The sequence below is a fragment of the Streptomyces marianii genome, assembly GCF_005795905.1.
In the GTDB taxonomy this organism is placed as follows: domain Bacteria; phylum Actinomycetota; class Actinomycetes; order Streptomycetales; family Streptomycetaceae; genus Streptomyces; species Streptomyces marianii.
Genome location: NZ_VAWE01000001.1, coordinates 2,041,507 through 2,057,653, shown reverse-complemented (window position 1 = coordinate 2,057,653; position 16,147 = coordinate 2,041,507). Strand labels below are relative to the sequence as shown.

Sequence of the window (16,147 nt, the reverse complement as noted above, 5' to 3'; positions counted from 1 at the left end):
TCAGCCTGTGGATAACGTTATCCACAGGGGTCGCGGTGCCGGGGTGGTCCGCGGGACCGTCGTGCCATGAACAAGCACCACGAACCCACCGGGCCGGCCGACGGCGAGCAGCAGCAGATCACCTTGCGCGGGCCGGCCGAACTCGTCGACGCCCTGCCGTACATGCTGGGCTTCCACCCGACCGACTCGATCGTGCTCGTCGCGCTCCACGGCAGGCAGGGCCGCTTCGGCGGACGGCTCCGCCTGGGCATCCCCGAATCCCCGCACGAGTGGCTGCCCGTCTCCCAGCACCTCGCCGAGTGCCTCGTCGAGGGCAGCGAGCGCCGTGGCTCCCGGCCGGACGGAATCGTCGTGTTCCTGTGCCAGGACCCCGTGGAGGGGGAGACCGGCCGGGTGGTGATGGAGCGGCTGCGCCCCCTAGCCCAGTGGCTGCGCACCTCCTGCGGCGCGCTGGACGTGCCGGTCCCCGAGGCGCTGTGCGTTTCCGGCGGCCGCTTCTGGAGCTACTGCTGCCCGGATTCCCGCTGCTGTCCGGCGGAGGGTACGGCGACGGCGATCTCCGGCACCTCGGTCATGGCCGCGGCCGCGGCGTACGCGGGCATCCAGGTCCGGGGCTCCCTGCGGGAGATGGAGTCGCGCCTCAAGCCGCTGCGCACCCCGTCCATGGCCGACCAGGAGCGGGCCCTGGACTCCGCGGGTGCGGCCCTGCTCCCGAGGATCCTGCACGGAGGGAGCAGGGAGCAGGTCGGGGCCGAGACACTGAGGCTCGCCCGTCGGCTGATGAAGCGACTGGGGGAGAGGGCGACGCTCGACATGGGCCCGTCCTCGGCCGACGCCCGCGACGACAGGCTGGTCTCCCACGCCGAGGCGGCCGCGGTGATTCTCGGGCTCCAGGACCGCGAAACCCGGGACCGGGCCGCCGCGTGGATGGAGGGTCCGCAGGCCCACCGCGCGCTCAGGCTGTGGCGGGCGCTGGCCCGCCGTTGCGTCGGACCCTACGCGGAGCATGCGGCCGCCCCGCTCTCGCTGGCCGGCTGGGTGTCCTGGTCCACGGGCGACGAGCCGAGTGCGCGAGTCGCCCTCAGCCTAGCCCTCCGGGTGGATCCGGAGTACGTCTTCGCGCGCCTGCTCCACCAGGCGTGCAACGACGGGCTGGATCCCGAGGAGCTGCGCCGCTGCCTGCGGACCCACGGCACGGTGCCGGTGCCGGGGGCACCGGTGACGTCCGCGGGCGGTTCTCCTGGTGGCTCGGTGGGGAGCGAATCGGGTGCCACGGAGCTCACGGCCCGTTCCGCGGGGTGCGGGCCGGCTGCCGCTGAGCTCACGGCCGGGGGCGAGCCGGCATCCGCCGGCCCCTCCATGGAGTCGGCCACCGCACGGGCGGCCGCACCGCATTCCACATCCGCGGTCGCCTCCGCGCGGGGCACCGCACCTGCACCCGGGCCCGAGCCCTTCGTGCCGGGCCAGGACACCACGGTCGGTCGGTCCGCTCGTCCGGGGCCGGTTCCGGAGGCGACTCCGGACGCGGCGGTGGACGACGCGTCTCGGACGCCCGGCCCGATGCCCTCCCCATGTCACGGGACCGACGGGGCGCGCCGGCCCCAGTCCCGCCCCCGCCTTTCGCGTCCGGGGTCCCAGGTGCGGCCGGGGGGCCGGAAGACGGGCACCGCACCCGGCCCGACCGGGCCGGGAGCGGCCTCGCCCGCAAGGCGGCGAGCTTCGAACGCCGAGGGCGGGCCGGGTACCGCGGAAGGGGAACCGGCGGGGGAACGTGATCGGCCGGCGTCGCCGCGGGTGTCTCCGCCCGGGGGAGCGGCGCCGTCGTAGGGGCCGCGTGCCCCGCCGCCCGGTTCGCGCGGCCGAGTCAACCGGTCCCGGTCTTCTCCCTCGACGTTCCGGCCCGTCGCGGTCGCGGTCGCGGTCGCAGTCGCCGTTCCGTCACCGCCCATCCCCGGAGCCCTGTCCTCCCGACCCGTTCTGGCGCGGTTCCGTGCCCGACGCTTCACCGGCTCCGTCCGTTTCCGACGTGTCTCCGAATCCGGCCGGCCCGGGGCCCGGATCCGCCGCGGCCCCGTCCGGGCGGGGCCGGCGAGAACCGGCGCGGCTCGGAGTCAGGATCGGCGGAGCCGGTCCCCGGAGGAGAGGGGAGAGCCGCCGCAGGGGCGTAGTTGAGAGGTGGCGACGACCGGCCCGGCACACGGCGGGCCGCCGATCCGGAGCACCAAGAAGTCGTGGTTCTGATCTGGAAGGGAGTGTTTATCGTCAGGAAGACGACTATGATCGCGGCATGCCCTACGACCCGTCGGCCTTCCCGCCCTTCGCTGTCACCGTCGACCTGGTCGTGCTCACCGTGCGGCGCCACGCGCTGTGCGCTCTGGTCGTACGACGCGGGGAGCAGCCGTACCAGGGGCGGTGGGCGCTGCCCGGAGGATTCGTCAGGGCGGACGAGGACCTCACGGCCGCCGCGGCGCGCGAACTAGTCGAGGAGACGGGGCTCTGCGTGCACGACCCCCACTCGCCCGCGCCCGCCAACGGCGCCCACCTCGAACAGCTCGCCACCTATGGCGATCCGAAGCGCGACCCGCGGATGCGTGTGGTGAGCGTCGCGCATCTGGCACTCGCGCCGGACCTCCCGGCGCCGCGCGCCGGCGGTGACGCGAGCAATGCGCGCTGGGCACCCGTCGAGACGCTGCTGGGTCCGGAGGGGGGTGCGCGCGACGACGACCAGTCCGGTCGGCTGGCCTTCGACCACACACAGATCCTGGCGGACGGCGTGGAACGAGCCCGTTCCAAGATCGAGTACTCGTCGCTGGCCACGGCGTTCTGTCCGCCGGAGTTCACGGTCGGCGAGCTGCGGCGGGTGTACGAGGCGGTGTGGGGTGTCGCCCTGGACCCGCGCAACTTCCATCGCAAGGTGACCGGCACCCCCGGCTTCCTGGTGCCCGCCGGCGGTACGACGACCCGCCAGGGCGGGCGTCCGGCACAGCTCTTCCGGGCCGGCGGCGCGACCCTGCTCAATCCGCCGATGCTGCGTCCCGAGGTCTGACGTCCGGGCGGCTGCGCTCGTGAGTCGTACCGTCGCCCTGACACCCGGCGTCACGAGGCTGCCGAGAAAGTCCGAAATGTCGCGTTATCGTGCTGCGGTATCCGCACCCGTCGTGCACCCGCCCAGCCGCCGAGCGGTCTCACCTCCGCAAGGGAAGCGATGCTCCAGGCCATCGGACTCACCAGCACCTCCCGCCGGTACCTCGCGCCCGCTGTGGACGATCTGACCTTCGAGGCGAGACCGGGCCATGTCACCGCCCTTCTCGGAACGCGGGGCTCGGGTAAGAGCACGGCCCTGCGGCTGATGCTCGGGCTCGAGGAGGGTCGTGGCATCACCTACTTCCGCGGACGCCCTCTCCATGGCATCGCGAGCCCCGCCCGGGAGGTGGGCGTGCTGTTGGGGGATGTCCCGGGGCATCCCGTCCGTACCGCACGGGGGCAGCTCCGGATGCTCTGTGCCGCCGCCGGGGTGCCGGTGTCCCGCGCGGACGACATGCTCGACCTCGTGGGCATCGCCGCTCTGCGGGACGCACGCCTCGGTTCGCTGTCCCTCGGCATGGACCGCAGACTGGGTCTGGCCTCCGCGCTGTTGGGGGACCCGCACACCCTGCTGCTCGACGCCCCCTCCCGGGGACTCTCACCGCGTGAGCACAGTTGGCTGTTCGGCCTGCTGCGTGCTCACGCCGCACACGGCGGGACCGTCCTCTACACGACCGCTGACCCCAAGGAGGCCGCCAGGACCGCGGATCGGGTGGTCACCATCGACAAGGGCCGACTCGTCGCCGACCAGGATGTGGCCGACTTCGCCCGGACCCGGCTCCGGCCGCGCGTGGCCGTCCTGAGTCCGCACGCCGTCCGGCTCGCCGCGGCGCTGAGCCATGAGTCGCGGGCCGCACGCCGCTCCGTCGAAGTCGTCGCCGAGGGCGGCAACCGGCTCTCCGTGTACGGGAGCAGCTGTGCGGAGATCGGCGACGCCGCCTTCCGCCACGGCGTTCTCGTCCATCAACTCGCCGACGAGATCGGTGACGCGGGGCCCCGCGCGGCACCCGCGCGCGCTCAGGGCTCCGACGACCTGACCGGCGCCGTCCTCGACGTGCCCGCACCCGGCGCCGCGCCCGCCCCGGGCGGTGCCGTCGGCCGAGGGCTCACCGCACAGGACACCCGCGCTTCGCGGGTGCTCCCCGACGGCGTCCAGGTGCCGCATGCGGCCGCGCACGGTACGGCACCTCGTCCCGCTGCCCCGCATGCCCCCGGCCACCCCCCGGTCGCGCCGCACCCGGTGGGTGCCTCCTCCCCCGCCGGGCACGGCTCCACCGCCGGTCCGGCCCCGGCCACCCCGCCCCTTCCGGGCCCGCGCCACGGCGCATCCCGCGCCGCACGTGCTCCGTCGCAGCCGCTCCAGCCGTTGCGGTACGAACTGCGCCGCTTGCTCGGGGTCCGGACGACGCATCTGATCACGGCGGCCGTTCTCGTCTCATCCGCCGCTCTCTCCGTCCTGCTCGCGTACGCGGGCCGCACCCCGCTGCCAGACCTGCTCGCGGCCTGGCCCCGGGCCTGGCCCCTGCCGCCCGCCGCCTTCGGGGCGGGTGTCCTCGGCGCTCTCTCCTTCGGGGACGAGTTCCGCTATCCCGCGCTGGCGGCCGCGCGCGGGACCGTCCCCCGCAGGCTGGGTCTGCTCATCGCCAAGCTCGCGGTGACGGCTGCGGCGGCTCTCATGCTCGGTGGTGCCGTCGTCGTGCTCGACGCCCAGGCGCTGTGGCTCCTCTACGGGTCCGACCCCCTGCCCGTGTTCCGGAACTGGCCCGCAGTCGCTCTGAGTTGGGCCGGGCTCCTGGTCGGCTGCGCATGGTCGGGCCTGCTCGCCGCGGGCACCTTCCGCCTCACGACCGCGGGTGTGGCCGCCGTCCTCGCCGTCCCGATGGCGGTCCTCCCCCTCGTGCAGCGGGCGTTCGCGAGTCCGTCCGGGCGCTCGGTCGCGGGATTCCCGGCGCGCTTGAGGGAGCTGACCTGGCTGCAGTGGCCGTATGAGGTGGACCGCTGGTTGCTCGCGGCGCTGCGGGCGCTCGTCCAACCAGTGGGAACGGCGCTGACATTGTCCCTCTCCGTCCTGTTCTGCTCGTACCTGATCGTCGGCCTCCGCAGCAAAGTTCATCGATGACCAAGTTCGATCACGATGCGATGAGCTGCCCGTAACTCCCCGAAGAATGACCGCTTCTTCCCGATAAGGCGTCAATTGCAGGGCGGGCGCCGATCACCCTTTCGTGTGCTTTTCACCAAAGACCTCAAGGGTGGCTGAGGGCACGCCGACAAAGGATGCGTGAGTACCCTTGCGCACACCATGATGACCGCCGCCCGCCCCGTCGAGTCCGGCCTCGCCGGCCCGGGCGATCTCGACCGATACCCGTACCCGGAGGTGCCCGGCGTCGACCGGGTCGGCCCTCCGGCCTGGGACACCGCGGAAAGCGAGTTGGGCCGCGTCGGCCGCCGTGCCGCGGGCAGCCGGGGCCGCGGGCTCCACGGTCAACTCGTCCAGCAGCTCGGCCAGATGATCGTCTCCGGGGATCTCGGGGCCGACCGCCCGCTCGTGCCGGAGGAGATCGGCCAGCGCTTCGAGGTGTCCCGCACCGTGGTCCGCGAGTCGCTGCGGGTCCTCGAGGCCAAGGGTCTCGTCAGCGCCCGCCCGAACGTCGGCACCAGGGTCCGTCCGGTCAGTGACTGGAACCTGCTGGACCCCGACATCATCGAGTGGCGCGCCTTCGGCCCCCAGCGCGACGACCAGCGCCGTGAGCTGACCGAGCTCCGCTGGACGATCGAGCCGCTCGCCGCCCGGCTTGCGGCCGGGCACGGCAGGGAGGACGTCCAGCAGCGCCTCGGCGACATGGTGGAGATCATGAGCCACTCGCTCGCGCAGGGTGACGGGATCACCTTCACCCGTGCCGACGCCGAGTTCCACTCGCTCCTGATCCAGGTCGCGGGCAACCGCATGCTCGAGCACCTGTCCGGCATCGTCGCCGCCGCCCTCCAGGTCTCGGGAGGGCCCGCCGTCGGCTGCGACCGCCCCTCCGAGGCGTCCCTCGCGCACCACGCGCGGATCGTCGACGCCCTCGCCGCCGGCGACGCGAACGGTGCGGAATCGGCCATGCGGCAACTCCTCACGTCCCACCCCGAGGTGGAGCGCGTGGTCCCGGCTCCGCGCGAGCACTGATCCGCGGCTGCGGCCGGGGCGTTCGAGGCGTACCCATCGTGTGTCGCCGGACCTCGGGGTCCGGCGACACGATTGTGGAGCCGAATGCTGATTGAAACCCTATTTGGTCGTTTTGTCGTCAATGGGGTGTGACTCGGGCCACGCGGATTGGGCGTAACACTCCTCGAGACAGTGCGATGACCTAAGAGGTGACAGCCGAGGAGGGAATACGGGCGCCGATCGCGGCGCTGTTCACTCTCCGAGGTCCAGCCCGCGCCGTCGGTACATCCCCAGCCGGCGGTCGTCGGCTCCGGCCCGATCATGGGCGGGGCCGGAAGCCGTTTCCATCGTTCCGAGAGGTTGTTCGTGTCGGCCAGCACATCCCGTACGCTCCCGCCGGAGATCGCCGAGTCCGAGTCTGTGATGGCGCTCATCGAGCGGGGAAAGGCTGATGGGCAGATCGCCGGCGATGACGTGCGTCGGGCCTTCGAGGCTGACCAGATTCCGCCAACCCAGTGGAAGAATGTTCTGCGCAGCCTCAACCAGATCCTCGAGGAAGAGGGTGTGACGCTGATGGTCAGTGCCGCGGAGTCGCCCAAGCGCACCCGCAAGAGCGTCGCAGCTAAGAGCCCGGCAAAGCGCACCGCCACCAAGACCGTCGCGGCCAAGGCGGCCACGGCCAAGACCGTCGCCGCCTCCACCGCGTCGTCGTCGGCCACCGCCGCCGACGACGAGAGCACCGCGGTGGCCGCCGGCGAGACCGCCGCGCCCGCGAAGAAGGCGGCGGCCAAGAAGACCGCCGCCAAGAAGGCGACGGCCCCGAAGAAGGCCGCGGCGAAGAAGACCGCGGCGAAGAAGACGACGGCGGCCAAGAAGGACGCCGAGGAACTGCTCGAGGGCGAGGAGGCGATCGAGGAGCCGCAGGCCGGCAAGTCGGGCGACGAGCCCGAGGGCGCCGAGAGCGCCGGTTTCGTGCTGTCCGACGAGGACGAGGACGACGCCCCCGCGCAGCAGGTCGCCGCGGCCGGTGCCACCGCCGACCCGGTGAAGGACTACCTGAAGCAGATCGGCAAGGTCCCCCTGCTCAACGCGGAGCAGGAGGTCGAGCTGGCCAAGCGCATCGAGGCCGGCCTGTTCGCCGAGGACAAGCTGGCGAACTCCGACAAGCTGGCCCCGAAGCTCAAGCGCGAGCTGGAGATCATCGCCGAGGACGGCCGTCGTGCCAAGAACCACCTGCTGGAGGCCAACCTCCGGCTGGTCGTCTCGTTGGCCAAGCGCTACACCGGCCGCGGCATGCTCTTCCTGGATCTGATCCAGGAGGGCAACCTCGGCCTGATCCGCGCCGTCGAGAAGTTCGACTACACCAAGGGCTACAAGTTCTCCACGTACGCCACCTGGTGGATCCGTCAGGCGATCACCCGTGCCATGGCCGACCAGGCCCGCACCATCCGTATCCCGGTGCACATGGTCGAGGTCATCAACAAGCTCGCGCGTGTGCAGCGCCAGATGCTCCAGGACCTGGGCCGCGAGCCCACTCCGGAGGAGCTGGCCAAGGAGCTCGACATGACCCCGGAGAAGGTCATCGAGGTCCAGAAGTACGGCCGCGAGCCGATCTCGCTCCACACTCCGCTGGGTGAGGACGGCGACAGTGAGTTCGGTGATCTGATCGAGGACTCCGAGGCTGTCGTCCCGGCCGACGCTGTCAGCTTCACCCTGCTTCAGGAGCAGCTGCACTCGGTGCTCGACACGCTCTCGGAGCGTGAGGCCGGTGTCGTCTCCATGCGTTTCGGCCTCACCGACGGCCAGCCGAAGACGCTCGACGAGATCGGCAAGGTCTACGGCGTGACGCGTGAGCGCATCCGCCAGATCGAGTCCAAGACGATGTCCAAGCTGCGGCACCCGTCCCGGTCCCAGGTCCTGCGGGACTACCTGGACTAGGACGAGGACGACACTCGCACAGGCGGAGGGCCCGGCATCCCCCGGCGGTTTCTAGCGGTCGTCGCAACACCCCAGCTCAAGGGGTGCGATGGACTTCGAGATCCGCAAGGTGCGGACCGCGCAGGGGCCTGTGAAGCTGCGCCGGGAGCGGGAGGCATACTCCCGGCTCGTGCAGCAGGGATACAGCAACACGGAAGCCTGCCGGATCGTCGGTGTTGACCGGCGAACCGGCAACAAGTGGCGTAACGGCCGCAGCGCCGACCGTCGGCAGAAGGCGGCACCACCGATTTCCGCGGTGGCGCCGCCTTCCGGCACGTCCAGGTACCTGCGCGAGGAGGAGCGGATCCACATCGCCGACCGGTTGCGGGAGAAGGCCACGGTGCGGGCGATCGCCGCGGAGCTGGGCCGCAGCCCGTCCACGGTCAGCCGGGAGATCCGCCGCAACCGAACGGACGGCGCACGCGGCCGGTGGCACTACCGCCCTCACGCAGCCCAGGCCCGCGCCGATGCACGCCGGCCCCGCCCCAAGAGCCGCAAGATCAGCGAGAACCCCGAGCTTCGGGCCGCTGTCCAGGCAATGCTGGACGAGAAGCGGAGCCCGGAGCAGATATGCCACGCTCTGCGGGCACAGTTCCCCGACCGGCCGGAGATGCACGTGGTCCACGAGACCGTCTACCAGGCCCTCTACGTCCAGGGCAGAGGCCAGCTGCGGCGCGAGCTCGCAGGCGCCCTGCGCTCCGGGCGGGCCCGCCGCAGGCCGCAGAGGCAGGCGAACTGCCGCCAGCCGCGTTTCACCACCCCGATGGTCATGATCAGCGAACGGCCCGCTGAGATCGAGGACCGGGCCGTGCCCGGTCACTGGGAGGGCGACCTGATCATCGGCAAGGACGGCAAGTCCGCGATCGGCACCCTGGTCGAACGCGCCACCCGCTACGTCATGCTCCTGCACCTGCCCGGCGACCACGGCGCCGAGAGCGTCCTGACCTCCCTGACATCCACCGTCCAGACCCTGCCCGCCCACCTGAAGCGGTCCCTGACCTGGGACCAGGGCAGTGAGATGGCCCGGCACGGCGAGTTCACCCTCGCCACCGACATCCCGGTCTACTTCTGCGACCCCGCCAGCCCCTGGCAGCGCGGCTCGAACGAGAACACCAACGGCCTGCTGCGGCAGTACTTCCCCAAGGGCACCGACCTGTCGGTCCACACCCCCGCGCACCTGGCCGCCGTCGCCGACCAGCTCAACCGCCGCCCACGCAAAACACTCGGCTGGGAAACCCCAGCCGAGCGCCTGCATAAACTGCTCACGGCCTGATCAACACAACCACGTGTTGCGACGACCGCTAGAAACCGCCCCCGAGGGATGCCGGGCCCTCCGCCTGTCCGCTTCCCCCGGGCGTTCTCCGGGTGCGGAAGCGGGGGTCGACCGGCCTCCTCACCCGGCCCGTGTCGCCCGCCCGCCTTCGTGCCCGGGTTTCGTTCGGTCAGGAGTCCGCCCGCCGGTTCCCGGGTGCTCGCGCTCCGCACTCCCGGGGGTGCGGACCGTGTCCGGCTGGTCGACGCTGAGTGGACGGAGAGTACCGGAGAGTCAGGAGAGCGCATGCGACGGCCCATCACCCGACCCCTGACGGCGGCCTTGGCCCTGGCCTCCGCGGCGGCTCTGACTCCACTCGTCTCCCCGGCTCCGGCGGCCGCCGACAGCGTGATCATCGGAGGGTCGGCGGTGCGGTCCTCGGAGATCCCCTGGGTGGTCGCCCTCTCCAGCCGTGACCGGTTCGGGGGTACCAGGGCCGGGCAGTTCTGCGGCGCCGTGGTGGTGGCGCCGACGAAGGTGCTCACGGCGGCACACTGCCTCAGCCGAGAGGTGCTGGGGGTACCGGTGGGCGAGGTGCGCGATCTGCGGGTGATCGCGGGGCGTGAGGACCTGCGGGGCCCCGGCGGCCAGGAGGTCCCCGTGAGGAAGGTGCAGTTCGCGCCCGGGTACGATCCCGAGACCAGTTCCTCGGACCTGGCCGTGCTCACGCTCGGCAGCGCGCTGCCCGCGCAGTACGCCATCGCGACGGCCCGTCGGGGCGACGAGGCGTACCGGCCGGGCACGGCGGCGACGGTTTACGGCTGGGGTGACACGACGGGGGCCGGCACGTACGCCCGGACGCTTCGTGCCGCGCAGGTGCAGGTGCAGCCGGACTCGGTGTGTGCGCAGGCGTACCCCGGCAGTGTGATGGGGGGCCGGTATCTGCCGGCCACGATGATGTGTGCCGGGGACGCCAGGGGCGGTCACGACGCCTGTCAGGGTGACAGCGGCGGCCCGCTGGTGGCGCAGGGCAGGCTGATCGGGATCGTCTCCTGGGGCAGCGGATGCGGCCGGGCGGACTCTCCCGGGGTCTACACGCGGGTCGGTGAGGTGCTGCCGACGGTGATCGACAAGCAGTGAGAGGCGCGCCAGTTGGTGGATGGACCGAACGATTTCGGCCAAAGGGGCGGGGTGAACTCCCGTCCTGTTGAACGGCCGGAAAGCCGGTCCGTGGTCGCCGGGAGTGGTGGCGTGCGTGCCCCGTGTCACCGAGTGGCACGCGGGGCAACGAGAACGGGCGGCCACCCCTCGAGGGGGTGGCCGCCCGTCGGCCGGTCCTGGACCGGCCCCTGGCTCGTCGTGGGATGCGACCTCAGCGCTCGTCGTCTCCGGCGTTGGCCGGTACGGCCGTCAGGCGGTCCGTCTCATCCTGTATCTCAGCGGCGATCTTCTTGAGTTCCGGCTCGAACTTGCGCCCGTGGTGGGCACAGAAGAGCAGCTCACCGCCGCTTGTCAGGACGACGCGCAGGTACGCCTGGGCGCCGCAGCGGTCGCAGCGGTCAGCGGCCGTCAGCGGGCTCGCGGGGGTCAGAACAGTAGTCACGTCGCCTCTTCTCTAGCTCGACGAGCTGTCGTACCAGGGTCAACATCCAACCAGGCCGAAAACGTTCCCGCTCGTGCCTTTTCCCTGAAACTTCTTCGTCAAGGTGGCTGTCTGCTGCCGGTTGGCGGCGAATGTGCCGTATTGCTTAGCTTTACGGTTTCGCTTGCTTCTCTGGGCATTGAGTCCTCCCGGCTGGGTTGCCGGTTGTTCATGAGGACGTGCCCGGAGCCTAAATGGTTCATGCCTGGAAGGGAACGTGATGTGCGCGTCACTCCATCGAGGGATCGAACGCGTATGCGACTCTGGACTAGCATGTTGAATCATGAGGGTGGCGTTACATCGGCTCTACCAGGCCTCGGTACCCTCTGACCGGCGACCGACGCCGGGCCATTACCCCCACACGGCCACATTCAAATTCAGCGAGGAGCGAACCGCGTGACCGCCGAAACGTCCGTGCCGTCCAGTGCGCTGCTGACCGCAGACCGTGACGGTTCCAACTACACCGCGCGGCACCTGCTCGTCCTCGAGGGGCTCGAGGCTGTTCGCAAACGGCCGGGCATGTACATCGGCTCGACCGACAGCCGCGGCCTGATGCACTGCCTCTGGGAAATCATCGACAACTCGGTCGACGAGGCCCTCGGGGGCTACTGCGACCACATCGAGGTCGTCCTCCACGACGACGGCTCGGTCGAGGTGCGTGACAACGGTCGCGGCATCCCCGTCGACGTGGAGCCCAAGACCGGGCTGTCCGGCGTCGAGGTCGTCATGACCAAGCTGCACGCCGGCGGCAAGTTCGGCGGCGGCTCGTACGCGGCGTCCGGCGGTCTGCACGGCGTGGGCGCCTCCGTCGTCAACGCGCTCTCCGCCCGCCTCGACGTCGAGGTCGACCGGGGCAGCGCGACCCACTCGATCAGCTTCCGCCGCGGAGTCCCCGGCATCTTCACGGAGTCCGGCCCGGACGCCCCGTTCGACCCGGCGAACGGGCTGATCAAGGGCAAGCGGGTGCCCAAGAACCGCACCGGCACCCGGGTCCGCTACTGGGCCGACCGGCAGATCTTCCTCAAGGACGCCAAGCTCTCGCTGGAGACGCTCCACCAGCGCGCCCGCCAGACGGCGTTCCTCGTGCCCGGCCTCACCATCGTGGTGCGCGACGAGCGCGACCTCGAGGGCGAGGGCAAGTCGCAGGAGATCTTCCGCTTCGACGGCGGCATCAGCGAGTTCTGCGAGTACCTCGCCCAGGACAAGGCGGTCTGCGACGTTCTGCGCCTGAGCGGTCACGGCACGTTCAAGGAGACCGTGCCGGTCCTCGACGACCGCGGCCACATGACCCCGACCGAGGTCACCCGCGAACTCGGCGTCGACATCGCGCTGCGCTGGGGCACCGGTTACGACACGACGCTCAGGTCGTTCGTGAACATCATCGCCACACCCAAGGGCGGCACCCATGTCACCGGCTTCGAGCGCTCCGTCACCAAGACGATCAACGAGGTGCTGCGCTCCGCCAAACTGCTGCGGGTGGCCGAGGACGACATCGTCAAGGACGACGCCCTCGAGGGGCTGACCGCCGTCGTGACCGTCCGGCTCGCCGAGCCGCAGTTCGAGGGCCAGACCAAGGAGGTCCTCGGCACCTCGGCGGCCAACCGCATCGTCGCCAACGTGGTCGCCAAGGAGCTCAAGGCGTTCCTGACGTCGACCAAGCGCGACGCCAAGGCGCAGGCGCGGGCGGTGCTGGAGAAGGCCGTCGCCGCCGCGCGCACACGGATCGCCGCCCGCCAGCACAAGGAGGCGCAGCGCCGGAAGACGGCCCTGGAGTCGTCCTCGCTGCCCGCCAAGCTCGCGGACTGCCGCAGCGACGACGTCGAGCGCAGCGAACTCTTCATCGTGGAGGGCGACTCGGCGCTCGGCACGGCCAAGCTCGCCCGGAATTCGGAGTTCCAGGCGCTGCTGCCGATCCGCGGCAAGATCCTCAACGTGCAGAAGTCGTCGGTCTCCGACATGCTCAAGAACGCCGAGTGCGGCTCGATCATCCAGGTCATAGGGGCGGGCTCGGGCCGCACCTTCGATATCGACACCGCTCGCTACGGCAAGATCGTCCTGCTCGTGGACGCCGATGTCGACGGTGCGCACATCCGCTGTCTGCTGCTCACGCTCTTCCAGCGCTACATGCGGCCGATGGTCGAGGCCGGCCGGGTCTTCGCCGCCGTCCCGCCGCTGCACCGGATCGAGCTCATCCAGCCCAAGAAGGGCCAGGACAAGTACGTGTACACGTACTCGGACAACGAACTCCGCACCACACTGCTGGAGTTCCAGCGCAAGGGGGTCCGTTTCAAGGACTCCGTCCAGCGCTACAAGGGCCTCGGCGAGATGGACGCCGACCAGCTCGCGGAGACGACGATGGACCCGCGTCACCGCACGCTGCGCCGGATCAACATCGGGGACCTGGAGGCGGCGGAGCAGATCTTCGACCTGCTCATGGGTAACGAGGTCGCGCCGCGCAAGGAGTTCATCACCAGCTCCGCGGCTACCCTGGACCGCTCGCGCATCGACGCGTGACGCCCCGCCCGGGCGGAGCGCCGGCCTCCGTCACCTGATGGGGTGAAGAGCGCAGGAGAAGAGTCCGGGATCTCCCCGTTCTGTCCATCCTTGGGCACGCGGCCGTAACGGTTGCTGACAAGGAGAGCTGAGCGTGGAGAAGCAGCGAGACCGGGACGACGGTGCGGTCCGCATCGACGACCCGTGGTACGACGCGCTGGCCTCCGGCTGGGGCGAGCCGGGCGGTGCGGACGAGGCATCCGTACCCCCGGCGGCCGCGACCGGGGGCGCCGGCGGCCACCGCCACCGGGCGAGCGACATCTATCTGGAAGTGCACCGCAGCGCGGCCTTCCAGCAGGTCCGCAGCCGCTACCGGCGGTTCGTCGTACCGGCGACGACTGCGTTCTTCATCTGGTACGTGGCGTACGTGGTCACGGCCACCGCCGCACCCGCGCTGATGGCCCGGCCGGTGATCGGCGCCGTGAACGTGGCGATGGTGGCGGGGCTCGGCCAGTTCCTCAGCACCTTCCTGCTGACCTGGGCGTACGCCCGTCACGCCCGCCTGCGCAGGGACCGTGCGGCACTGGATCTCCGCTGGGCGGTCTTCGACCGGACACGGGACGCCGAAGCGGTGCCCGGCGTCGACTTCCGGAAGGCCGGTCCCTCCGAGGGTCTCCCACTGCCCGGGCAGGCCGACGCGGTACGGGAGAACGACCGGTGACCGGCGATCACCAGTCCCTGGCCCTCGTGCTGTTCAGCGCGTTCATCGCGGTGACGCTGGCCATCACCACCTGGGTCAGCCGCAACAGGCACGGCTCGGCCGAGGAGTTCTACGCCGGCGGGCGGCTCTTCTCACCGATGGAGAACGGCTTCGCCATCGCCGGCGACTACATGTCGGCCGCTTCCTTCCTCGGCATCTCCGGGCTCATCGCCCTCTACGGCTACGACGGCATGCTCTACTCCGTGGGCTTCCTGGTCGCCTGGCTGGTCGTGCTGTTCCTGGTGGCCGAACTGGTCCGCAACTGCGGCCGCTTCACTCTCGCCGACGTCGTCGCCAGCCGGATGAGCGAGCGCCCCGTCCGCATCGCGGCGGGAACCTCCTCGGTCGCCGTGTCCGTTCTGTATCTGGTCGCGCAGATGGTGGGGGCGGGCAGTCTGGTGGCCCTGCTCCTCGGCGGGACGAGCGAGGCCGCGCGCTCGTGGACCGTCATCGGCGTCGGCGCGTTGATGGTCGTCTACGTGTCGATGGGCGGGATGCGGGCCACCACCTGGATCCAGATCGTCAAGGCCGTACTGCTGATGGCCGGCGCCACCGCGCTCAGCGTGCTGGTCCTGACCCGCTTCCACGGCGACCTCAACGAACTGCTGGACACCGCAGCCGCACAGAGCGGACACGGCACGGACTTCCTTTCGCCGGGCCTGAGATACGGCACGGACTGGACCGCGCGTCTGGACTTCATCAGCCTCGGGCTCGCCCTGGTGCTCGGGACCGCCGGCCTGCCGCACATCCTGTCCCGCTTCTACACCGTGCCCACGGCCCGGGCGGCCCGCCGCTCGGTCGTCTGGTCCATCGGGCTCATCGGCAGCTTCTATCTGATGACGATCGTGCTCGGATTCGGCGCGGCGGCCATTCTCGGCACCGAGGAGGTGCGCTCGTCGAACGCCGCGGGGAACACGGCGGTCCCGCTGCTCGCCCTCGACCTCGGCGGGGGAGCGGGCTCGACCGGGGGCACGGTGCTGTTCGCCGTCGTCGCCGCGGTCGCCTTCGCGACGATCCTCGCCGTCGTCGCCGGCATCACGCTCGCCTCGTCGGCTTCGGTCGCCCACGACCTGTACGCGTCGCTGAGGAGGCGGCACGGCAAGGGATACAGCGAGGTGGCGGTGGCACGGGTCGCCGCCGCGGTCATCGGCGCCGCGGCGATCGCGCTCGGTCTGCTGGCCCGTGATCTCAACGTCGCGTTCCTGGTGGGCCTCGCCTTCGCCGTCGCCGCGTCGGCGAACCTTCCGGTGCTGCTCTACTCGCTGTTCTGGCGGAAGTTCACCACCCGCGGCGCCGTGTGGTCGGTGTACGGCGGCCTGCTCCCGGCGGTCCTGCTGGTGCTGCTCTCACCGGTGGTGTCGGGCGACCCCGAGTCGCTGTTTCCCGATCTGGACTTCCGGTGCTTCCCGCTGCAGAACCCGGGCCTCGTCTCCATTCCGCTCGGCTTCCTCGCCGGCTGGCTGGGCACTGTCACGTCCTCCGAGGAGCCGGACGAGGCGAAACACGCGGAGACGGAGGTCCGGTCGCTGACGGGCGCGGGCGCGGTCTGAACCGGTCCGGGATGCCGACCGCGTCCCCTGCCGGATGTCCGGCAGTCAGTCCCGGCCGCCCTCGCCGGCCCTCCATGTGGAGCGGCGCTCCGGGCGGCCGTCCCGCCGTGGCGGAGGCTGGGCCGGACGCGTCCGAGCGTTCCAGGAGCTTCAGACAGCGCCGTTCGATCTGGCGGCCCGCGCCCGCGCGTTCGGCGATCTCCGGCGCGGAGCGCGGGTTCCCGGACGGTCGGCGAGGCCGTTC

Annotated in this window: 11 protein-coding genes; 10 read left to right on the top strand and 1 reads right to left on the bottom strand. The window is 71.1% G+C overall.

Annotation, left to right across the window (positions count from 1 at the left end; genetic code table 11):
* Positions 1–66: 66 nt before the first annotated feature.
* The 7 genes from FEF34_RS09140 to FEF34_RS09110 all read left to right on the top strand — a co-directional run bounded on the left by FEF34_RS09140 (position 67) and on the right by FEF34_RS09110 (position 10,598).
* Complete coding sequence (locus FEF34_RS09140) at positions 67–1,827, top strand: DUF4192 family protein (RefSeq protein ID WP_138052702.1); 1,761 nt, start codon at positions 67–69, stop codon at positions 1,825–1,827.
* Between the two features lie 460 nt (positions 1,828–2,287).
* A complete protein-coding gene (locus FEF34_RS09135; protein WP_138052701.1) occupies positions 2,288–3,046 on the top strand; it encodes an NUDIX hydrolase in 759 nt (252 codons plus the stop codon).
* Positions 3,047–3,205: 159 nt separating this feature from the next.
* Positions 3,206–5,203 (top strand): ATP-binding cassette domain-containing protein, encoded by a 1,998-nt coding sequence (locus FEF34_RS09130; RefSeq protein ID WP_138052700.1) that lies wholly within the window; start codon positions 3,206–3,208, stop codon positions 5,201–5,203.
* Positions 5,204–5,362: 159 nt separating this feature from the next.
* A complete protein-coding gene (locus FEF34_RS09125) occupies positions 5,363–6,250 on the top strand; it encodes a FadR/GntR family transcriptional regulator (RefSeq protein ID WP_138052699.1) in 888 nt (295 codons plus the stop codon).
* 345 nt (positions 6,251–6,595) lie between these two features.
* Positions 6,596–8,167, top strand: a complete 1,572-nt coding sequence (locus FEF34_RS09120) for an RNA polymerase sigma factor (protein ID WP_138052698.1) — start codon at positions 6,596–6,598, stop codon at positions 8,165–8,167.
* 88 nt (positions 8,168–8,255) lie between these two features.
* Positions 8,256–9,479, top strand: a complete 1,224-nt coding sequence (locus FEF34_RS09115; protein WP_138052697.1) for an IS30 family transposase — start codon at positions 8,256–8,258, stop codon at positions 9,477–9,479.
* Positions 9,480–9,764: 285 nt separating this feature from the next.
* The gene (locus tag FEF34_RS09110) at positions 9,765–10,598 is read left to right on the top strand and encodes a S1 family serine peptidase (RefSeq protein WP_138052696.1); all 834 of its coding nucleotides are present in this window, start codon (positions 9,765–9,767) and stop codon (positions 10,596–10,598) included.
* A 232-nt stretch (positions 10,599–10,830) separates the two neighbouring features.
* On the opposite strand, the gene FEF34_RS09105 is transcribed toward FEF34_RS09110, so the two are convergent.
* A complete protein-coding gene (locus tag FEF34_RS09105; RefSeq protein WP_138052695.1) occupies positions 10,831–11,061 on the bottom strand; it encodes a DUF7455 domain-containing protein in 231 nt (76 codons plus the stop codon).
* Between the two features lie 435 nt (positions 11,062–11,496).
* On the opposite strand from FEF34_RS09105, the gene FEF34_RS09100 reads away from it, so the two are divergent.
* From FEF34_RS09100 to FEF34_RS09090, 3 genes are all read left to right on the top strand, one after another.
* Positions 11,497–13,614: a DNA gyrase/topoisomerase IV subunit B gene (locus FEF34_RS09100; protein ID WP_138052694.1), complete on the top strand. Its 2,118-nt coding sequence runs from the start codon at positions 11,497–11,499 to the stop codon at positions 13,612–13,614.
* Between the two features lie 133 nt (positions 13,615–13,747).
* Positions 13,748–14,314, top strand: coding sequence for a DUF485 domain-containing protein (locus tag FEF34_RS09095; RefSeq protein WP_234042343.1), 567 nt, complete (start codon positions 13,748–13,750; stop codon positions 14,312–14,314).
* The gene (locus FEF34_RS09090) at positions 14,311–15,903 is read left to right on the top strand and encodes a solute symporter family protein (RefSeq protein WP_138052693.1); all 1,593 of its coding nucleotides are present in this window, start codon (positions 14,311–14,313) and stop codon (positions 15,901–15,903) included. Before FEF34_RS09095 ends, FEF34_RS09090 begins: the two co-directional genes overlap by 4 nt.
* The last annotated feature ends 244 nt before the right edge of the window (positions 15,904–16,147 follow it).

Excerpts from the sequence above, each read along its gene's own strand:
- FEF34_RS09140 (WP_138052702.1), top strand. The coding sequence starts at position 67 with ATGAACAAGCACCACGAACCCACCGGGCCGGCCGACGGCGAGCAGCAG.
- FEF34_RS09135 (WP_138052701.1), top strand. The coding sequence starts at position 2,288 with ATGCCCTACGACCCGTCGGCCTTCCCGCCCTTCGCTGTCACCGTCGAC.
- FEF34_RS09130 (WP_138052700.1), top strand. The coding sequence starts at position 3,206 with ATGCTCCAGGCCATCGGACTCACCAGCACCTCCCGCCGGTACCTCGCG.
- FEF34_RS09115 (WP_138052697.1), top strand. The coding sequence starts at position 8,256 with ATGGACTTCGAGATCCGCAAGGTGCGGACCGCGCAGGGGCCTGTGAAG.
- FEF34_RS09110 (WP_138052696.1), top strand. The coding sequence starts at position 9,765 with ATGCGACGGCCCATCACCCGACCCCTGACGGCGGCCTTGGCCCTGGCC.